We start from the raw sequence: 17,054 nt of genomic DNA, 5'->3' as shown, positions 1-17,054 counted from the left end.
GTCATGAGCCTCCAAAACAGATCAGGCGGTCGGCGTCCTGGATCGCGTCATGCAGTTGCCCCAGGCCCGACAGCGCCCAGGGCGCGTCCAGGTTCACCGCGCTGCGTTGATAGCGCATGGCTTCCTCGGCGTTGAGCACGCCACGGCGCAGGGCTGCGGCGATGCATACGACGCCGTCGAGCTGGTGGGCGCTGACGAACTCGCGCCATTGGCGCGCGATGTCTTGCTCGTCCTGGGGCGCGACGATGTTATTGGACGCGCTGTACACGCCATCCTGATAAAAAAACAGCCGCACAATCTCATGCCCGCCGGCCAGGGCCGCCTGGGCGAACAACAGGGCGCGGCGCGAGGAGGGCGCGTGGGCGGCGCTGAACACTGCAATCGCGAACTTCATGGAACACTCTGCCAACAAAACGTGGGCCAATGATAAAGCCGTGGCGACGAAAAAGCCCGCCGTGATCAAAACGGTCAGGAGGGTTGATCGTTCTGACGATTGCCGTCGACGCCCAAGGCTGACTACGCTGTGAACCGTCGAATCGGAAACGGAGTTTGTATGTCAGGCCCCTTGGCGTCCCTCAAAGTGCTGGATTTTTCCACCCTGTTGCCCGGCCCCTTCGCCTCACTGATGCTGGCGGACATGGGCGCCGAGGTGCTGCGGATCGAATCGCCGACGCGCATGGACCTGCTGCGCGTCCTGCCGCCCCATGATCAGGGCGCGTCAGCGAGCCATGCCTACCTCAATCGCAACAAACGCAGCCTGGCGCTGGACCTCAAGCGGGCCGAGGCGCTGCAGATCGTGTTCGAGCTGGTCAAGGGCACCGATATCCTCATCGAGCAATTCCGCCCTGGCGTGATGGAGCGCCTGGGCCTGGGGTATGCGGCCTTGAACGCGATCAACCCGAGGCTGATCTACGTTTCGATCACCGGCTACGGCCAGACCGGCCCTTACAGGGATCGCGCCGGCCACGATATCAACTACCTGGCCGTGGCCGGCGTGGCCAGCCACACCGGGCGGCGCGACAGTGGGCCGTTGCCGTTGGGGGTGCAACTGGCGGATATCGGCGGCGGGTCGTTGCATGCGGTGGTGGGCTTGCTCGCGGCGGTCATCGCACGGCAGCAGAGCGGCGTCGGCCAGTACCTGGATGTGAGCATGACCGACTGCGCGTTCAGCCTGAACGCCATGGCCGGCGCGGGTTACCTGGCCTGCGGGGTGGAACCGGCGTGGGAAAACCATGTGCTCAATGGCGGCAGTTTTTACGATTATTACCGCACCCGTGATGGCCGCTGGATGTCGGTGGGCAGCCTGGAACCTGCCTTCATGCAGCCATTGTGCGAAGCGCTGGGGCGGCCGGAGTTGGCGCTGCACAGCCTCAAGCCTGAGCAGCAGCCGGCCCTCAAGCAGGCGCTGCAGGTGGAATTCGAAAAACGCAGCTTTGATGAAGTGTGCGCGTTGTTTGCTGGAGTGGATGCGTGCGTGGAACCGGTGTTGAACTTGAGTGAAGCGGTAGCGCATCCGCAGCTGCAGGCGCGCGCGCTGATCAGCCAGGTGCCGAGGGGCGATGGCTCGACCCAGGCGCAGATCGCCTGCCCGCTGAAGTTTTCCGAGGGCTTGCCGGCACCACGGCATATTGGCGCGGCTGTCGGTGCGCACAGTGATGAAGTGCTGGGGGAATTGGGGTTCAGTGCTCAGCGGATTGCGGATTTGCGCCAGGCCAAGGTTGTTGGGTGACTGTTCTGATGCCATCGGGGGCAAGCCCCCTCCCACATTTTGAATGTATTCACAAATCAAAGTGTGGGAGGGGGCTTGCCCCCGATGAGGCCTTCATTCCACCCGCGTTTCCCCAGTGAATACCAGGGTCTGCCGACAGCGCCGACACAAATACCGCCGCCCCTGGCCTACCAGCCCATGGCGCTGCGGCGAAAACGGGAAGTCGCTGTTGGCACATGGGCACCGGTAGATATAGCGCGTCACCTGACGCCGCTTGACTTCATAGGTGTGACAACGGTCCGGCGGCAGTTCGTAAACCCCACGCATGATCAACTGCCATTCCTCACCATGGGGCTGGATACGCTCGCCAAACAGTTGGTGGGCGATCAGGTGCGCCACTTCGTGGGCCACGGTTTGTTTGAGGAAATGTTGGCTGTTTTCACGGTAAAGCTGAGGGTTGAAGCGCAGCAGGTTTTCGTGCAAATGCGCGACACCGGCTTTCTGGCCCCGCAGCTTGAGGCTGACCTTGGGGCGTTTGAAGCTTCGTTTGAAAAAGGATTCGGCTTGCAGGAAACAATCTTCGACGCGGGTATTGAGTTGCTCGGGCATGCTGTACATATCTCCAGAGACGTCCAGTATGCCGCAAAGCAGGGTGTTTCCGAATCTGTCAGGCGCCGAATGGTCATGCATAACGCACAAAGCCACCTTGTGGTGGCTTTGCCTGCGGTAAAAAAGGCTTAACTGGTGTAGATCGGCCCAACGCCCAGGCCCCAGACGATCACGGTAAACGCCATGATCGCCACCAGTACCACCAGTCCTACAGCCAGTACCGAGCTGGAAAACAGGAAGCCTTCATCCGGGTCGATACTCATGAAGGTCGGCAGCCCCACATACAGCAGGTATACCGTGTAGCAGATCGCCGCCGTGCCCACGACCATGCCCAGCCACATGTGCGGATACAGCGCCGCCAGCCCGCCAATAAACAGAGGCGTCGCTGTGTAGGTGGCGAAGGCAATGCAACGCGCCATGCTGGGGTTGGCGTCGTAGGTGCGGGCCATCCAGTGAATGAACGCGCCCATCACCGCCACGCCGCCGAGCATTGCAGCGTAGGACATCAGGGTCATCCACAGCGCGCTTTCCTGGGTCAGCATGACCGGTGCGCGGCTGCCGATGACCCAGCCGACCTGGGTGGTGCCGATAAATGCAGAGACGGCGGGAATCGCCGCGAGAACCAGGGTATGGGTGAGGTACATGTGGCTGATGCTTTCTTCTTTATCGCCACGAATTTCCCGCCATTCCTGGTCGGGATGGGTAAACAGCCCCACGACGTGATGGATCATGCCAGTCACTCCTGTCGTTATTACCATCGCCCCCCAGCGGAGCGCTGCCGGCCAAATGGCCTGCAAGGTCCGGATAGTTGTGCGACCTCTAGTCGCAGTATAGGAAGTGATGTCCTGGAAAACTGTAGGGCCTTTAGAGTAAATCGCGCTGTAAACACAGGCGCTAATCGCGGCACGGTCTGTAGTTGGCAATGCATTCAAAGGGAGCAAGCCCCCTCCCACATTGAATCCAGTGCGCTCAGGTCGCTAAAATACCCCGCTTTTCGTCACACACTTGCAGCGGATCCAAGCGCCATGGGCACTCTTACGGTCAACCAGAACAAACTGCAAAAACGCCTGCGTCGCCTGGCCGGTGAAGCGGTCGCCGACTTCAACATGATCGAGGAGGGCGACAAGGTCATGGTCTGCCTTTCCGGCGGCAAAGACAGCTATACCCTGCTCGATGTGCTGCTGCACCTGCAAAAGGTCGCGCCGATCAAGTTCGAGATCGTCGCCGTCAACATGGACCAGAAGCAGCCAGGCTTTCCCGAGCACGTGCTGCCGGCCTATCTAAAGGAACTGGGCGTCGAGTATCACATCGTCGAGAAAGACACTTATTCGGTGGTCAAGCAGTTGATCCCCGAAGGCAAGACCACCTGCTCGCTGTGCTCGCGCCTGCGGCGTGGCACGCTCTATACCTTTGCCGATGAGATCGGCGCGACCAAGATGGCCCTGGGGCATCATCGCGACGATATCGTCGAAACCTTCTTCCTCAATATGTTCTTCAACGGTTCGCTCAAGGCCATGCCGCCCAAGCTGCGCGCCGATGACGGGCGCAACGTGGTGATCCGCCCGCTGGCGTATTGCAACGAGAAAGACATCCAGGCGTATGCCGACTTCAAGCAATTTCCGATCATTCCGTGCAACCTGTGCGGCTCCCAGGAAAACCTGCAGCGCCAAGTGGTCAAGGACATGCTGCTGGAGTGGGAACGCAAGACGCCGGGCCGCACCGAGAGCATCTTCCGCAGCCTGCAGAATGTGATCCCGTCGCAATTGGCCGACCGCAACCTGTTCGACTTCACCAGCCTGAAAATCGATGAAACCGCCGCGTCGCGTTTCGTCAATGTAGTGAACCTCTGACGCTCTACAACGCTCTGAAGGACGGCGCTCACGGGCGCCGTTTTCATTTCACCTGCCAGGAGAGGGCATGCGCGATTACAAGTGGCTGCACGAATATTGTCTGAACCGTTTTGGTTCAGCGGCCCAGTTGGAAGCCCATCTGCCGGTGCCCAAGACCCCGGCGCAATTGCGCAGGATCAGCGCTGACCGCTACTTGTCGACCCTGGCGCTGCGCGTGTTCCGTGCCGGCTTGAAGCACAGCGTAGTGGACGCCAAGTGGCCGGCGTTCGAACAGGTGTTCTTTGGCTTCGACCCGGAAAAAGTCGTGCTGATGGGCGCCGAGCATTTGGAACGCCTGATGCAGGACGCTCGCATTATCCGTCACCTGGGCAAGCTCAAGAGCGTGCCGCGCAATGCGCAGATGATCCTGGATATCACCCAGGAGAAGGGCAGCTTCGGCGCGTTTATCGCCGAGTGGCCGGTCACCGATATCGTTGGGCTATGGAAGTACCTGAGCAAGCACGGTCACCAGTTGGGCGGCCTGTCGGCACCGCGCTTTTTGCGCATGGTGGGCAAGGACACTTTTGTGCCGAGCTATGACGTGGTGGCGGCATTGAATGCGCAGAAGATCGTCGACAAGGTGCCCACCAGCCTGCGCGACCTGGCGACGGTGCAGGGCGCCTTCAACCAGTGGCATGCCGAAAGTGGGCGGCCGATGTGCCAGTTGTCGATGATGCTGGCTTACACCGTCAACCATTGATCGTTCCCACGCTCTGCGTGGGAATGCTGCCCAGGACGCTCTGCGTCCAAGACCTTGCTGTATCAGACTGCCGCCAACCGCCGATTCAACTGGTGCCGCCAGCGCACATACAGCAACGCTGTGCAAAACAGCGTCAGGCTTGCCACCATCTCAAGCACCCCGAACCCTTGCCGGTTCGGGTCATACGCCGCCAGCGCGCCCTTGATGAAATACAGGTTCACCACAAAGCACATCCACGAATGCCCGCGTGCGCTGCCCAGGATCATGCCTGGCGCCAGCACCAGCAGCGGCACCAGCTCGATCAGCAGGATCACCCACGGACGCGCGCCGTGCAGGTCGGCGACGAACAGGTAGTACACGCACAACAAGCCCACCAGGCCAAAAAACGCCAGAAGGCTCAGCGCGCGCGCCAGTTTGACTCTCGGCTCCAGCCACGCCTGGGGCGGCAGGACCTTAGGCTGCCTGGCCACGGCCGTTCTCCAGCAGCGTGGCGGTTTTGGCCAGGCGCAGGCCCAGGGCGCGGCACAGGGTGATTTCATGGGGGTCGAGCATGCGCTTGCCATCAGGCCCGGAGTGGTGGCTTGCGCCATACGGCGTACCGCCGCCCTGGGTGTCGAGCAGCGCCTGCTCGCTGTAGGGCAGGCCGGTGATCAGCATGCCGTGATGCAGCAGCGGCAGCAGCATCGACATCAGCGTGGTCTCCTGGCCGCCGTGCAGGCTGGCGGTGGAGGTGAATACGCCAGCGGGTTTGCCGACCAGGGCGCCGGTGAGCCACAGGTTGCTGGTGCCATCGAGGAAGTACTTGAGCGGCGCGGCCATGTTACCGAAGCGCGTCGGGCTGCCGAGGGCCAGGCCCGAGCAGTTTTTCAGGTCATCCAGGCTGGCATACAGCGCGCCTTCGTCCGGGATACTCGGCGCCACGGCTTCGCACTCGGTGGAGATCGCCGGCACGGTGCGCAGCCGGGCTTCCATGCCGCCTTGCTCGATGCCCCGGGCAATCTGCCGGGCCATTTCGCTGACCGAGCCATTGCGGCTGTAATACAACACCAGCACATAGGGGGTAGTCACGGCAGCAGCTCCAGTACGTTTTCCGGCGGACGGCCAATGACGGCTTTATCGGCGGTTTCCAGGATGGGACGTTCCATCAGCTTGGGGTGTTCGGCGATGGCGGCGATCAACTGCGCTTCGCTGAGGCTGGCGTCGGCCAGGTTGAGGCTTTTGTATTCATCTTCGCCAGTGCGCAACAATTGGCGGGCGCCAATGCCAAGTTTGGCCAGCAGCGCCTGTATTTGCGCAGCGTTCAGTGGGGTTTCCAGGTAGCGCACCACGGTAGGCGTGAGGCCGCGGGCTTCCAGCAGTTCAAGCGCACCGCGGGATTTCGAGCAGCGCGGGTTGTGATAAAGCGTCAGATCGGTCATGTGCGGGTCGCATCTTGCGTAAGGTGGCGGGTATTCTACCTGCGCTGCGGGCCGTCCTTAAACCGTAACAGGCGATAGGCCGCAGCCAACGTTCATTTTTACGAAGGATTACCCCATGACAAGGCGACTGATCGGTGCATTGGCGATCATCACAACCCTGCTGCTCAGTGGCTGCGGTAACGATTACGGCGTAGACCAGTATGGCCAGAAAGTCCCGGCCGAACGCCTGGACAAGCAGTGGCTGGTGGTCAACTACTGGGCTGAATGGTGTGGCCCGTGCCGCACGGAAATCCCCGAGCTCAATGCCCTGGCCGAGCAACTCAAAGCGCAGAACGTGGGCGTGTTCGGGGTCAATTTCGACAATGTCCAGGGTGAAGAGCTCAAGGCCGCCAGCGACAAGCTGGGCATCAAGTTCACCGTGCTGGCGCAGAACCCGGAAGGAATCTTCGATATTCCACGCAGCGAGGCGCTGCCGGTGACCTACATCATCGATGACAAGGGCAAGGTGCGCGAGCAACTGATGGGTGAGCAGACGGCGCAAGGGGTGTTGGCCAAGCTCAAGGCCCTGCGCGGTTAAAGCATCAACTCAGAGCCAATGTGGGAGGGGGCTTGCTCCCGATTGCGGTGGGTCAGTTGAATAACTGCTGGCTGATACACCGCTATCGGGGGCAAGCCCCCTCCCACATTTGGATCCCCATTGGTTCAGCGACTGGGAATATCAGCCTTCTTCAAGCCACAGGCGGATCGGCTTGCCTTGGGCCGGCCAGAAGCGGGTCTGTTCGATCGGCGAGATGTCCCAGCGCTGTACGCCCTGCAGGGCCTGGAAGAAGCGGTGCTCCTGTTCCATCAACGCCTCGGCGCACATTTTGCGGGTGCTGCCGATCGGGCCGAAGCTGAGCTTGTCGCCTTCGAGGGTGTACGGCGCAAACCAGTGGTTGCAGCCGCCATTGCCATAGGCGCGCCCATCGGCACCGAGGGTGACGGTCAGGTGCGCGTAGTCCATCAAGGGCCGCTCGCCTATCCACTCCACCACGTAGCTGTGATCCTGCTTGAGCTTGACCGCATCGCCGGCGCAGCCACTCAGGGCCGCGCCCACGGCGGCGAGCAGCAGGCCCTTCATTGTGCGGCCCGCTGGCATTTCGGGCAGCGGTGCTTGTCGCCTTCGCTGGCCCAGCCGAGTTCTTTGATACGTGCGTTGGCGGCCGGCTGCAGCGGTTCTTTGGTCAGCTTGGTTTCCACCGCGAATTCAAACTCCAGCACGCTGTCGCAGCTGTCGCAATTGACCTTCCAGGTGTGAATCTCCAACTCGCCGAATTTCGGCCCCAGGGCCATGGCGACCCATTGGCCCGCCGGGCGGATGGAGTAGCGCGCGTCACCTTCCACGGTCAGGCGCATCGACAGGGTTTTGCTGCCGCGCAGGGTGACGATCAGCACGTCGCCATGCTTGATCGAACCACCGTTGCCGGTGACTTGATAACGGCCCGGCACCAGGGCGCGGCATTCGATCAGGGTGTGTTGCGGGCTCAGCAAGCTGAAGCGGAAATCGTGTTCGGCCATGGATCCTCCAAATAGGCGCGGCATCCTATCACGGGTGCCGGCTCATCATGAGCCCGGTATGTGACCGCCGATCATCCCTTGACGAGGTTTTGCGCGCGGCCATCGGCCCACGCCGCAATATTGGCCAGCGTAGTGCCGGCAATTGCCGCCAGCGCCTCGCGGGTCAGGAAGGCCTGGTGGGCGGTGATGATCACATTGGGAAAGGTCAGCAGGCGGGCGAGCACGTCGTCTTGCAGGGGCAGGTCCGAGCGGTCCTCGAAAAACAGCTGCGCCTCTTCCTCATAAACATCCAGCCCCAAATAACCGAGTTGCCCGTTCTTGAGCGCTTCGACCAGTGCCGGCGTGTCGACCAGGCCGCCGCGACCGGTATTGATCAGCATCGCACCTGGTTGCATGTGTGCCAGGGCGCGTGTGTCGATCAGGTGTTTACTCTCGGCGGTCAGCGGACAATGCAGGCTGATGATCTGCGCCTCGGCGAGCAATTCGGGCAGGCTCACGTAGCGCGCGCCCATGGCTTGCAGCTGAGGGTTGGGGAAGGGGTCGTAGGCCAGCAACTGGCAGCCAAAACCGGTCATGATCCTGGCGAAGGTGGCGCCGATCTGCCCGGTGCCGACCACGCCGACGGTTTTGCCGACCAGATCGAAACCGGTGAGCCCGTGCAGGCTGAAGTCGCCGTCGCGGGTACGGTTGTAGGCGCGGTGCAGGCGCCGGTTCAGGGCAAGGATCAGTGCTACGGCATGTTCGGCCACGGCGTGGGGCGAGTAGGCCGGTACGCGCACCACGCCCAGGCCCAGGCGCTTGGCGGCGCGCAGGTCGACATGGTTGTAGCCGGCCGAGCGCAACGCAATCAGGCGCGTACCGCCACTGGCCAGTTGCTCGAGCACCGGGGCGCTGAGATCATCGTTGATAAACGCGCAGACCACCTCGTGCCGTTCGGCCAGGGTGACGGTGTCGAGATTGAGGCGGGCGGGTTGGAATTGCAGCTCGATGCTCTGAGGGCGCGGCTCACCGAGAAAACTCTCGCGGTCGTAGGCCTGGCTGCTGAAAAGAATCACGCGCATTAAAAGGCTCCCTGCAATTTATACCTTGGAAATACTGACCCAATGTGGGAGGGGGCTTGCTCCCGATAGCGGTGTATCAGACGAAATATTTGTAACTGATATATCGCCATCGGGGGCAAGCCCCCTCCCACATTTGATTGGTGTCGTCCATGAAATCGGGTCAGGCGCTGACCCGCGCTTCACTGGCCAGCCGCGCAATCGCCATGTCCAGTTCATCCAACGCGGCCATGGCCTTGGCGTCGTCCTGCTTGAGCAGGGTTTCGGCGCGTTGGCAGGCCGCGCGCAATTGCGGCACGCCGCAGTAGCGGGTGGCGCCATGCAGGCGGTGGACGCGCTCGATCAGGGCGTGGTTGTCATTGGCTTCGCGGGCGACCGTGATCGCCAGGCGATCAGCTTCCAGGGAGGCCAGGAGCATGGCGAGCATGTCGGCCGCCAGGTCCGCCTTGTTAGCCGCCAGGCGCAGGCCTTCCTCATGGTCCAGCACCAGCAGTTGCACGCCTGGGCCAAGGCCTTCGGGGAGGCGCTCGGGCCCCTGGTTGCGCAGGGCCAGGCCGGTCCATTTGAGCACCACCTGGGCCAGCTGTCGCTCGCTGATGGGCTTGGTCAGGTAATCGTCCATGCCGCTTTGCAGAAGGGCACGTTTCTCGTTGGCCATGGCATGGGCGGTGAGGGCGACCACCGGCAGCGGCGTGCCATGCCGTTCGCTCTCCCATTGGCGAATCGCTTCGGTACTTTGGCGCCCGTCCATGCCGGGCATCTGCACATCCATCAGCACCAGGTCGAACGTTTCCTGCTTCACGGCGTCAATGGCCGCAAAGCCGCTTTCCACGGCATGGACCTTGGCGCCCATGTCTTCGAGCAGGGTTTGCACCAGTAACAGGTTCGCGGGGTTATCGTCCACGCACAGCACTCGCGGCGCACGGCTGGACAACGGCTCACCCGGCTCGCTGCGCGAGGGGCGCGGGCTGATCAGGTCGGCCAGGGAGCGGCGCAGCTTGCGCGTACAGGCTGGCTTGGCCTGCAACTGGCTGTTGGGGTTGGGCACCGATTGGTTGAACAACATTTGCTCGGTGGTCGGGCACAGCACCAGCACCTTGCAGCCCAGGTGTTCGAGGTCCCACAAGTGCTGGTTGAGGCGCTCGGGCGGGATGTCATTGGCGGTGATGCCGAGCACCGCCAAGTTGATCGCCTGTTCGGTCTGATGGGCGCTGGTAATGCCATTGGTCAGGCTTTCCAGGGTATTGAACAGCGTGACTTCCAGGCCGCAGTCTTCCAACTGGTGTTGCAAGGCCTGGCGCGCCAGCTCGTGGTTCTCCAACACGGCCACGCGGCGACCGAGCAGCGGCGCGCTGGGCAGGTCTTCGATGTCGTCGCGGGTCTTGGGCAGGTTCAGGCTGATCCAGAACTCCGAGCCTTCGCCCGGTGTGCTGTCGACGCCGATTTCGCCGCCCATCTGTTCGATCAGGCGCTTGGAAATCACCAGGCCCAAGCCGGTGCCACCTGGCTGGCGCGACAGCGAATTGTCCGCCTGGCTGAAGGCCTGGAACAGTGCGCGCACGTCCTGGTTGGATAGGCCGATGCCGGTGTCCTGCACGCTGATGCGCAGTTGTACGCTGTCTTCCTGCTCATCCTCGATCATCGCCCGGGCCACGATGGTGCCTTCGCGGGTGAACTTGATCGCGTTGCTGATCAGGTTTGTCAGGATCTGCTTGAGGCGCAGTGGGTCGCCCACCAGCGCCAGCGGCGTGTCGCGGTAGACCAGGCTGACCAGTTCGAGCTGCTTTGCGTGGGCGGCCGGGGCGAGAATGGTCAGGGTGTCCTGCAGCAGGTCGCGCAGGTTGAAAGGCACGCTGTCGAGCACCAGCTTGCCGGCCTCGATCTTGGAGAAGTCGAGGATCTCGTTGATGATGCCCAACAGGTTGTCGGCGGATTTTTCGATAGTGCCCAGGTAATCCAGCTGACGTGGCGACAGCTCGCTTTTTTGCAGCAGGTGGGTGAACCCGAGAATGCCGTTGAGTGGCGTGCGGATTTCATGGCTCATATTGGCCAGGAATTCCGATTTGATCCGGCTGGCTTCCAGGGCTTCCTTGCGGGCCAGGTCCAGCTCGATGTTCTGGATCTCGATGGTTTCCAGGTTCTGGCGCACGTCTTCGGTGGCCTGGTCGATGCTGTGTTGCAGTTCTTCCTGCGCGTTTTGCAGGGTTTCGGCCATGCGGTTGATGCCCGACGCCAACTGATCCAGCTCCTGGCTGCCCAGGGGCGGCAGGCGGGTTTCCAGGTTGCCGTCTTTAAGCTGGGCCACCGCTTGCTTGATCAGGCCGATCGGCGAATTGATGGTGCGGCTGATGCGCAGGGCCAGTGCCGCAGTGCAGATCAAGCCGATGGCGATCAGCAGCAGGCTGGCGAACAGGCTGCGATAGCCGCGCAGCAACATGCCGTTGTGGGACAGCTCCACCTCGACCCAGCCCAACAGGCGGTCGGACTCATCCGGAATCAGCTCGCCGGCGAGGTTGCGATGACGGCCAAACACTGGCATCAGGTAACGGGTGGCATCGTTGCCGGTACGCTGCAGCAGGTGCGAACTGTTGCCAGTGGGCGGTTGATTGAGCATGGTCGGGCCGGCATGGGCCAGGGAGGAGCGGTCCGGCGCCAGGAACGACACCGCGCGCACGTCCGGTTGTTCCAGGGATTGGGTCGCGATGCGTTCCAGCAGGTCGGTGTTCTTGCTGCTCAGGGCGGGCGCGACCAGCGGCGCCAACTGCTCGGCGATCATCTCACCGCGTTGCAGCAATTGAGTTTGCAGCTCGGAGAGCTGCATCCAGGTGAAATAACCCCCCAACAGCAGCGCCATCAGGCTGGTCGGCAATAACGTCAGCAACAGTACGCGGCCTTTTATCCCCATTCTTCTAAGCACGCCACTCTCCTGCTACCACATTGATATCAATCTTCCGCACGGGCGTCCGGCCCGCGCTACCTGCGCAGTGTAGCCATTTGCGCCGCCAGGAATCTCGTAAATTAATGACACACCGCAATCTTCGGGCCATTCGGTAGCGGCCTGCGATTGCCTGTAACACTTTAATCTTGAATAATCAGTCATTGAGAATGACTTGCAGACGCTAATGAATCCCGCAGCCGTTGGCCTACCCAGTATCCTGACCATCGAGGATGACCCCGTGCTGGGCGCCTACGTCCATGAACATCTGGGCCGCTGTGGCTTCGAGGTAACCTGGTGCCGCAATGGCCAGCAAGGCCTGCAACTGGCCCGCGACCAAGCATTCGACCTGGTGCTGATGGACGTTCTGCTGCCAGGGCTGGACGGGCTGTCAGTCCTTACGCATCTGCGCCAGAGTCATGCCATACCGGTGATCCTGATGTCGGCCCTGGGCGCCGAAGCCGACTGTGTCAGCGGCTTTCGCCTGGGCGCCGACGATTACCTGCCCAAGCCGTTCAGCATGATCGAGCTGCGGGTGCGCATCGAAGCCATCCTGCGCCGGGTGGCCCTGGAGCGTCGCCCCCCGCCGGGCCTTGCGCCCCTGCGCGATGATGCGCAGGTCCTGCGGTTTGACGAGGGGCTGTGCGATGTCGTCTACCACACGCACTGGGCCGGCCTGACGCGCAGCGAGTACCGCCTGCTGGAAACCTTGCACCGCAACGCCGAAGAGGTACTCAGCAAAGCCTTCCTTTACCAGCACGTGCTGCAGCGCGGCTATGCCCCACACGATCGCAGTCTCGACATGCATGTGAGCCAGATTCGCCGCAAGCTCAAGGCGATCGGCTACACCGAGCGCGAAGTGCGCACGGTGTGGGGCAAGGGTTATGTGTTGAGCGGTCACGATGAAGGGCTTTGAGCGGTGGCCGGGCAGGCATTCGCTGTTCTGGAAGCTGGCGTGCCTGCTGATCGCGTTTTGTTTGCTGATGATCTGGCTCAGTTGGTCCTGGGGCCGCTACATGGAACAGCAAAGTGCCTACCTCACTGACGAAGCCCGCGACACGCTCCGCGGCTATGCAGCCGGCGCCGAGTTGGCCTGGAGTACCCAGGGCAGTGCCGGTGTGGATGCGTGGTTGCAGCATATGGGCGAGCGTGAAACCACTTGGCTGGGCATCATCGGCAATGACTTGCAATCACTTGGCAGCGCACCGTTGAGCGACAAGCAAAGCCAGCGCCTGACCTTCTTGCGCGGATTGGACTGGCCGGTGAGCCGCCATGCCAAAGGCTTGCCCTGGTTGAAAATCGCCTTCCCGGTCGATCCCGACGCGGGGTCACTGGTGATCGAGTTGCCCAAGCGCTTTATGCCGGGGCGTTATCAACTGTTCTGGCGGGTCATTACCAACGGCCTGATTCCCGGGTTGTTTACCTTATTGCTGTGTATCGGCCTGTATCGATTGCTGATCATGCCCCTCAATCAATTGCGTGCGCAGGCCAATGCCTGGCGTGCGGACCAATTGACTGCGCGGATGTCCGGTGACGCGACCAGCCGCCAGGACGAGTTGGGTGAACTGGGGCGCGCCTTCGACCAGATGTCCGAACGCTTGCAGGGCACGGTGCAGTTGCAGCAACAGCTGCTGCGCGACATGTCCCATGAGTTGCGCACGCCCCTGAGCCGCTTGCGCGTGGCCTGCGACAGCGAGCAGGACCTGGCGCGGTTGCGTGAACGCCTGAGCCGGGAGATCGACGCCATGCAGCGCCTGGTGGAAGACAGCCTGCAACTGGCCTGGCTCGACAGCGACCGGGCGCCACTGCCCCAGGAGGACATTCAATTGCCCGCGCTGTGGGACATGCTGCGGGAAAACGCTTGTTTCGAAAGCCATTGGCCGGCATCGCGTTTACCCTGCCTGTTGCCGGCTGAGTGCTGGGTGCGCGGCAATCTCAATGCACTGGCCCAGGCCCTGGAAAACATCCTGCGTAACGCAATACGCCACTCCCCAGGCCAAGGCCGGGTGACATTGGACGGCACGCGCGAAGGCGAGTACTGGCATGTGTGGCTGGAGGATCAGGGGGGCGGCATCGATGAGGCCGACCTGGAGCGTATCTTCGCGCCCTTTATCCGGTTGGACGGTTCCCGGCCCGGTGACGGCGGCTTCGGCCTGGGCTTGAGCATTGCGCGCAACGCGGTGCAGCGCCAGGGCGGGCGTATCTGGGCGCAAAATACCGGGCAGGGCCTGCGTATACACCTGCGCTTGCCTGCCCGTTAGCCATCAGCGGCGGCGCAGTTTGCGTTTCTTCCACTGGTGCGCGACCCACCAGCGCCAATAGCCCATGGTCAGGCAATAGGCCAATGCGCCCAACACCAACCCGGATACCACCGAGCCCAGCAGGAATGGTTGCCACATTGTGCTCAATTCGCCGCTGATCCATTCCCAGGTGAGGTTATCGGGGAGGCTGCGTGGCGGCACATTCATCAACCAGGCACCGGTCATATAGGTGCAGACAAACACCACCGGCATCGTGATCGGGTTGGTCAGCCACACCAGGCTGACGGCAATCGGCATGTTACCGCGCACCACGATCGCCAGGATCGCGGCCAGCAGCATCTGCAAGGGAATGGGGATAAACGCGGCAAACAGACCCACGGCCATCGCACGGGCCACCGAGTGCCGGTTGAGGTGCCAGAGGTTCGGGTCATGCAGCAGGGTGCCAAGAAACTGTAATGACTTGTGTTCCCTGATACTGCTGGGGTCGGGCATGTACCGTTTGAATAAGCGCCGGGGCATAAGGGGTCCAGGTCAGTTCGAGGGGCAAGTATGCGCGTATTCTATAAACAGAAAATTCAGACTTTGTGACAAAACATCAAAGGCACCATCGGGAACCCCGGCTAAGACTGAGTGAATCATTTAAAGGAATGACTCATGAGGACAGGGATGTTCGCGCTTGCGCTGGGGCTGCTGACCCTGCGTTTTCTACCGGTGTTGCCGCCCATCGGATGGCTGTTGGCCATGCTGGTGCTGGCATTGATGTTATTGCCGTTTCGTACCTATCCGCTGGCGTTTTTCCTGCTGGGCTTGAGCTGGGCGTGCATCAGCGCGCAGTGGGCACTGGATGATCGATTGCGACCAGCACTGGACGGCGAAACACGATGGGTGGAAGGGCGCGTGGTCGGCTTGCCCCAGCAGACCGACACCGGCGTGCGTTTTGATCTGGCCGACAGCCGGTCGCGCAAAGCTCGGCTACCCAAGCGCATCCGGGTGTCCTGGCACGGTGGGCCGCCGGTGCGCAGTGGAGAACGCTGGCGCCTGGCTGTCACCCTCAAGCGGCCGTCCGGCCTGCTCAATTTTCACGGTTTCGACCACGAGGCCTGGCTGCTGGCGCAACGCATCGGCGCCACGGGCTCGGTGAAAGACGGGGAGCGCCTCGCGCCAGCCCGCAACGCTCTGCGCGACAGCCTGCGCCAGCGCCTGATGGCCGCGGATGCGCAAACCCATGAAGCCGCCGTGGCGGCGTTGGTGCTGGGTGATGGTTCCGGGCTGCGCACGGAGCAATGGCAGGTGTTGCAAGACACCGGCACCGTGCACCTGTTGGTTATCTCCGGCCAACACATTGGCTTGCTGGCCGGGCTGATCTACGCACTGGTGGCCGGGCTGGCGCGTTACGGTTGCTGGCCACGCAACCTGCCATGGCTGCCGTGGGCCTGCGGCTTGGCCTTTGTCGCAGCGTTGGGTTATGGCCTGCTGGCGGGTTTCGGCGTGCCGGTGCAGCGGGCCTGCGTAATGGTGGGCCTGGTATTGCTATGGCGGCTGCGCTTTCGGCATTTGGGCGCGTGGTGGCCGTTGCTGCTGGCCTTCAACGCTGTGCTGCTGCTTGAGCCCCTGGCCAGTTTGCAACCGGGTTTCTGGTTGTCCTTTGCGGCGGTTGCGATCCTGGTGCTGACGTTCGGCGGGCGGCTGGGGCCCTGGAGTGTCTGGCAGGCCTGGACGCGTCCACAGTGGTTGATTGCTATCGGTTTGTTTCCGGTCCTGTTGGTGCTGAGTTTACCCATCAGCCTCACCGCGCCTGTGGCCAATTTATTCGCCGTGCCGTGGATCAGTCTGGTGGTGTTGCCATTGGCGTTGCTGGGCACGGCGCTGCTGTGGCTGCCGTTGGCCGGTGACGGTTTGCTCTGGTTGGCCGGCGGAGCGCTGGAGGGATGGTTCAAGGGGCTGATCCTGCTGGCGGTGCAGTTGCCGGCCTGGACGCCGGCCGAGGTGCCGCTGGTTTATTGGCTGGTCAGCCTGGCGGGCGCGGTGTTATTGCTGCTGCCCAAGGGCGTGCCATTTCGGTTGCTGGGCTGGCCCATGCTGCTGTTGGCCGTGTTTCCACCCAAGGAATCGGTACCCCATGGGCAGGTGACGGTGGTGCAACTGGATGTCGGCCAGGGGCAGGCTGTGATCTTGCGCACCCGCAACCATGCCTTGCTTTACGATGCGGGGCCGCGTTCGGGGGCGGTCGACCTGGGCGCGCGCGTGGTTCTGCCGTCGTTGAAAAAGTTCGGAGTAGAGCGGTTGGACATGCTGCTACTGAGCCATGCCGACGCCGATCATGCCGGTGGCGCTGCAGCTGTCGCTCGTGGGCTGCCCATCCGGCGTGTGGTCGGCGGCGAAACCGACGGGTTGCCGGCGTTTCTGGGGACCGAGCCTTGTGTCAGTGGCGAGCGATGGGACTGGGATGGTGTGTCGTTCGTGTTATGGCAGTGGTCTGACGCCCTCGGTGGCAACGCCAAATCCTGTGTATTGCAGGTGCAGGCCAGCGGTGAGCGGCTGCTGCTCACCGGGGATATCGACCGTGCGGCGGAGCGCGCATTGCTTGACACACCGTTGGCGGTGCCCACTGACTGGTTGCAAGCGCCCCATCATGGTAGCCGCAGCTCGTCATCCAGGCCCTTTGTGCAACGGCTTGCGCCTGGATCGGTGCTGATCTCCAGAGGCCGGGGCAATGCCTTTGGTCATCCTCATTCGCAGGTGGTGGAACGCTATCGGGCCCTGGGCAGCCGGTTATACGACAGCGCCGAGCAAGGTGCCGTGCGTCTTCAGTTGGGCGCGTTCCAACCCGCCGTTGTTGCGCGCAGTCAACGCCGGTTCTGGCGCGAACCGTTACCGTAATTCGGCGTTACCAAACACCGCGGGCTGCGACAGTCCGGT

The 17,054-nt window shown here is 62.3% G+C and carries 18 protein-coding genes; 7 read left to right on the top strand and 11 right to left on the bottom strand.

Annotation, left to right across the window (positions count from 1 at the left end; genetic code table 11):
• Nucleotide 1: 1 nt before the first annotated feature.
• Complete coding sequence (gene tusD / locus C4J90_RS15760; RefSeq protein ID WP_124420277.1) at nucleotides 2-394, bottom strand: sulfurtransferase complex subunit TusD; 393 nt, start codon at nucleotides 392-394, stop codon at nucleotides 2-4.
• A gap of 159 nt (nucleotides 395-553) precedes the next feature.
• Between tusD and C4J90_RS15755 the strand changes: the two genes are divergently transcribed.
• Nucleotides 554-1,729 (top strand): CaiB/BaiF CoA-transferase family protein, encoded by a 1,176-nt coding sequence (locus tag C4J90_RS15755; protein WP_124420276.1) that lies wholly within the window; start codon nucleotides 554-556, stop codon nucleotides 1,727-1,729.
• Between the two features lie 93 nt (nucleotides 1,730-1,822).
• On the opposite strand, the gene C4J90_RS15750 is transcribed toward C4J90_RS15755, so the two are convergent.
• The gene (locus C4J90_RS15750; protein WP_124363271.1) at nucleotides 1,823-2,317 is read right to left on the bottom strand and encodes a SprT family zinc-dependent metalloprotease; all 495 of its coding nucleotides are present in this window, start codon (nucleotides 2,315-2,317) and stop codon (nucleotides 1,823-1,825) included.
• Between the two features lie 128 nt (nucleotides 2,318-2,445).
• Nucleotides 2,446-3,048: a Yip1 family protein gene (locus C4J90_RS15745; RefSeq protein WP_124363270.1), complete on the bottom strand. Its 603-nt coding sequence runs from the start codon at nucleotides 3,046-3,048 to the stop codon at nucleotides 2,446-2,448.
• 294 nt (nucleotides 3,049-3,342) lie between these two features.
• Here C4J90_RS15745 and ttcA point away from each other — a divergent pair, with 294 nt between their 5' ends.
• Together ttcA and C4J90_RS15735 are read left to right on the top strand one after the other, a co-directional pair.
• On the top strand, nucleotides 3,343-4,167 hold the full coding sequence (ttcA, locus tag C4J90_RS15740) for a tRNA 2-thiocytidine(32) synthetase TtcA (protein WP_124363269.1): 825 nt from the start codon (nucleotides 3,343-3,345) through the stop codon (nucleotides 4,165-4,167).
• A 67-nt stretch (nucleotides 4,168-4,234) separates the two neighbouring features.
• Nucleotides 4,235-4,906: a DNA-3-methyladenine glycosylase I gene (locus C4J90_RS15735; protein WP_124363268.1), complete on the top strand. Its 672-nt coding sequence runs from the start codon at nucleotides 4,235-4,237 to the stop codon at nucleotides 4,904-4,906.
• A gap of 62 nt (nucleotides 4,907-4,968) precedes the next feature.
• On the opposite strand, the gene C4J90_RS15730 is transcribed toward C4J90_RS15735, so the two are convergent.
• From C4J90_RS15730 to arsC, 3 genes are read right to left on the bottom strand one after another with little or no spacing between them, the layout of a single operon-like run.
• On the bottom strand, nucleotides 4,969-5,376 hold the full coding sequence (locus C4J90_RS15730; protein ID WP_124420275.1) for a DUF2069 domain-containing protein: 408 nt from the start codon (nucleotides 5,374-5,376) through the stop codon (nucleotides 4,969-4,971).
• Entirely contained in the window at nucleotides 5,360-5,974 is a 615-nt protein-coding gene (gene wrbA, locus C4J90_RS15725; protein WP_124420274.1) for an NAD(P)H:quinone oxidoreductase, read from the bottom strand. The genes C4J90_RS15730 and wrbA overlap by 17 nt, the downstream gene beginning before the upstream one ends.
• Nucleotides 5,971-6,324, bottom strand: coding sequence for an arsenate reductase (glutaredoxin) (arsC, locus tag C4J90_RS15720; RefSeq protein WP_124420273.1), 354 nt, complete (start codon nucleotides 6,322-6,324; stop codon nucleotides 5,971-5,973). Before arsC ends, wrbA begins: the two co-directional genes overlap by 4 nt.
• Before the next feature lie 115 nt (nucleotides 6,325-6,439).
• On the opposite strand from arsC, the gene C4J90_RS15715 reads away from it, so the two are divergent.
• Nucleotides 6,440-6,901, top strand: a complete 462-nt coding sequence (locus tag C4J90_RS15715) for a TlpA disulfide reductase family protein (protein ID WP_124420272.1) — start codon at nucleotides 6,440-6,442, stop codon at nucleotides 6,899-6,901.
• A 141-nt stretch (nucleotides 6,902-7,042) separates the two neighbouring features.
• Here C4J90_RS15715 and C4J90_RS15710 read toward each other — a convergent pair whose 3' ends face one another.
• The 4 genes from C4J90_RS15710 to C4J90_RS15695 form a co-directional block, all read right to left on the bottom strand.
• Nucleotides 7,043-7,444, bottom strand: a complete 402-nt coding sequence (locus C4J90_RS15710) for an META domain-containing protein (protein WP_124414958.1) — start codon at nucleotides 7,442-7,444, stop codon at nucleotides 7,043-7,045.
• Entirely contained in the window at nucleotides 7,441-7,881 is a 441-nt protein-coding gene (locus C4J90_RS15705) for a hypothetical protein (protein WP_124363262.1), read from the bottom strand. Before C4J90_RS15705 ends, C4J90_RS15710 begins: the two co-directional genes overlap by 4 nt.
• Nucleotides 7,882-7,952: 71 nt before the next feature.
• A complete protein-coding gene (locus C4J90_RS15700) occupies nucleotides 7,953-8,942 on the bottom strand; it encodes a 2-hydroxyacid dehydrogenase (RefSeq protein ID WP_124420271.1) in 990 nt (329 codons plus the stop codon).
• Nucleotides 8,943-9,102: 160 nt separating this feature from the next.
• On the bottom strand, nucleotides 9,103-11,856 hold the full coding sequence (locus C4J90_RS15695; protein ID WP_124420270.1) for a response regulator: 2,754 nt from the start codon (nucleotides 11,854-11,856) through the stop codon (nucleotides 9,103-9,105).
• A 205-nt stretch (nucleotides 11,857-12,061) separates the two neighbouring features.
• Here C4J90_RS15695 and C4J90_RS15690 point away from each other — a divergent pair, with 205 nt between their 5' ends.
• Both C4J90_RS15690 and C4J90_RS15685 read left to right on the top strand, forming a co-directional pair.
• The gene (locus tag C4J90_RS15690) at nucleotides 12,062-12,790 is read left to right on the top strand and encodes a response regulator transcription factor (protein WP_124420269.1); all 729 of its coding nucleotides are present in this window, start codon (nucleotides 12,062-12,064) and stop codon (nucleotides 12,788-12,790) included.
• A complete protein-coding gene (locus C4J90_RS15685) occupies nucleotides 12,777-14,135 on the top strand; it encodes a sensor histidine kinase (protein WP_124414955.1) in 1,359 nt (452 codons plus the stop codon). The genes C4J90_RS15690 and C4J90_RS15685 overlap by 14 nt, the downstream gene beginning before the upstream one ends.
• Nucleotides 14,136-14,138: 3 nt before the next feature.
• Here the strand turns inward: C4J90_RS15685 and C4J90_RS15680 are convergent, their stop codons facing one another.
• A complete protein-coding gene (locus C4J90_RS15680) occupies nucleotides 14,139-14,654 on the bottom strand; it encodes a DUF2062 domain-containing protein (protein ID WP_124363258.1) in 516 nt (171 codons plus the stop codon).
• A gap of 135 nt (nucleotides 14,655-14,789) precedes the next feature.
• Between C4J90_RS15680 and C4J90_RS15675 the strand changes: the two genes are divergently transcribed.
• Nucleotides 14,790-17,015 (top strand): DNA internalization-related competence protein ComEC/Rec2, encoded by a 2,226-nt coding sequence (locus tag C4J90_RS15675; RefSeq protein WP_124420268.1) that lies wholly within the window; start codon nucleotides 14,790-14,792, stop codon nucleotides 17,013-17,015.
• The last annotated feature ends 39 nt before the right edge of the window (nucleotides 17,016-17,054 follow it).

The sequence above is a fragment of the Pseudomonas sp. R2-60-08W genome (assembly GCF_003852335.1).
In the GTDB taxonomy this organism is placed as follows: Bacteria; Pseudomonadota; Gammaproteobacteria; order Pseudomonadales; family Pseudomonadaceae; genus Aquipseudomonas.
Note: the sequence above shows the minus strand (reverse complement) of the source record. Positions and strands in the feature narration are given on the sequence as shown.

Coding starts and splice junctions, on each gene's coding strand:
- C4J90_RS15680 (WP_124363258.1), bottom strand. CDS start 14,654: ATGCCCCGGCGCTTATTCAAACGGTACATGCCCGACCCCAGCAGTATC.
- C4J90_RS15750 (WP_124363271.1), bottom strand. CDS start 2,317: ATGCCCGAGCAACTCAATACCCGCGTCGAAGATTGTTTCCTGCAAGCC.
- C4J90_RS15685 (WP_124414955.1), top strand. CDS start 12,777: ATGAAGGGCTTTGAGCGGTGGCCGGGCAGGCATTCGCTGTTCTGGAAG.
- C4J90_RS15675 (WP_124420268.1), top strand. CDS start 14,790: ATGAGGACAGGGATGTTCGCGCTTGCGCTGGGGCTGCTGACCCTGCGT.
- C4J90_RS15735 (WP_124363268.1), top strand. CDS start 4,235: ATGCGCGATTACAAGTGGCTGCACGAATATTGTCTGAACCGTTTTGGT.
- C4J90_RS15715 (WP_124420272.1), top strand. CDS start 6,440: ATGACAAGGCGACTGATCGGTGCATTGGCGATCATCACAACCCTGCTG.
- C4J90_RS15705 (WP_124363262.1), bottom strand. CDS start 7,881: ATGGCCGAACACGATTTCCGCTTCAGCTTGCTGAGCCCGCAACACACC.
- C4J90_RS15755 (WP_124420276.1), top strand. CDS start 554: ATGTCAGGCCCCTTGGCGTCCCTCAAAGTGCTGGATTTTTCCACCCTG.
- tusD (WP_124420277.1), bottom strand. CDS start 394: ATGAAGTTCGCGATTGCAGTGTTCAGCGCCGCCCACGCGCCCTCCTCG.
- C4J90_RS15690 (WP_124420269.1), top strand. CDS start 12,062: ATGAATCCCGCAGCCGTTGGCCTACCCAGTATCCTGACCATCGAGGAT.
- ttcA (WP_124363269.1), top strand. CDS start 3,343: ATGGGCACTCTTACGGTCAACCAGAACAAACTGCAAAAACGCCTGCGT.
- C4J90_RS15700 (WP_124420271.1), bottom strand. CDS start 8,942: ATGCGCGTGATTCTTTTCAGCAGCCAGGCCTACGACCGCGAGAGTTTT.
- C4J90_RS15710 (WP_124414958.1), bottom strand. CDS start 7,444: ATGAAGGGCCTGCTGCTCGCCGCCGTGGGCGCGGCCCTGAGTGGCTGC.
- arsC (WP_124420273.1), bottom strand. CDS start 6,324: ATGACCGATCTGACGCTTTATCACAACCCGCGCTGCTCGAAATCCCGC.
- C4J90_RS15745 (WP_124363270.1), bottom strand. CDS start 3,048: ATGATCCATCACGTCGTGGGGCTGTTTACCCATCCCGACCAGGAATGG.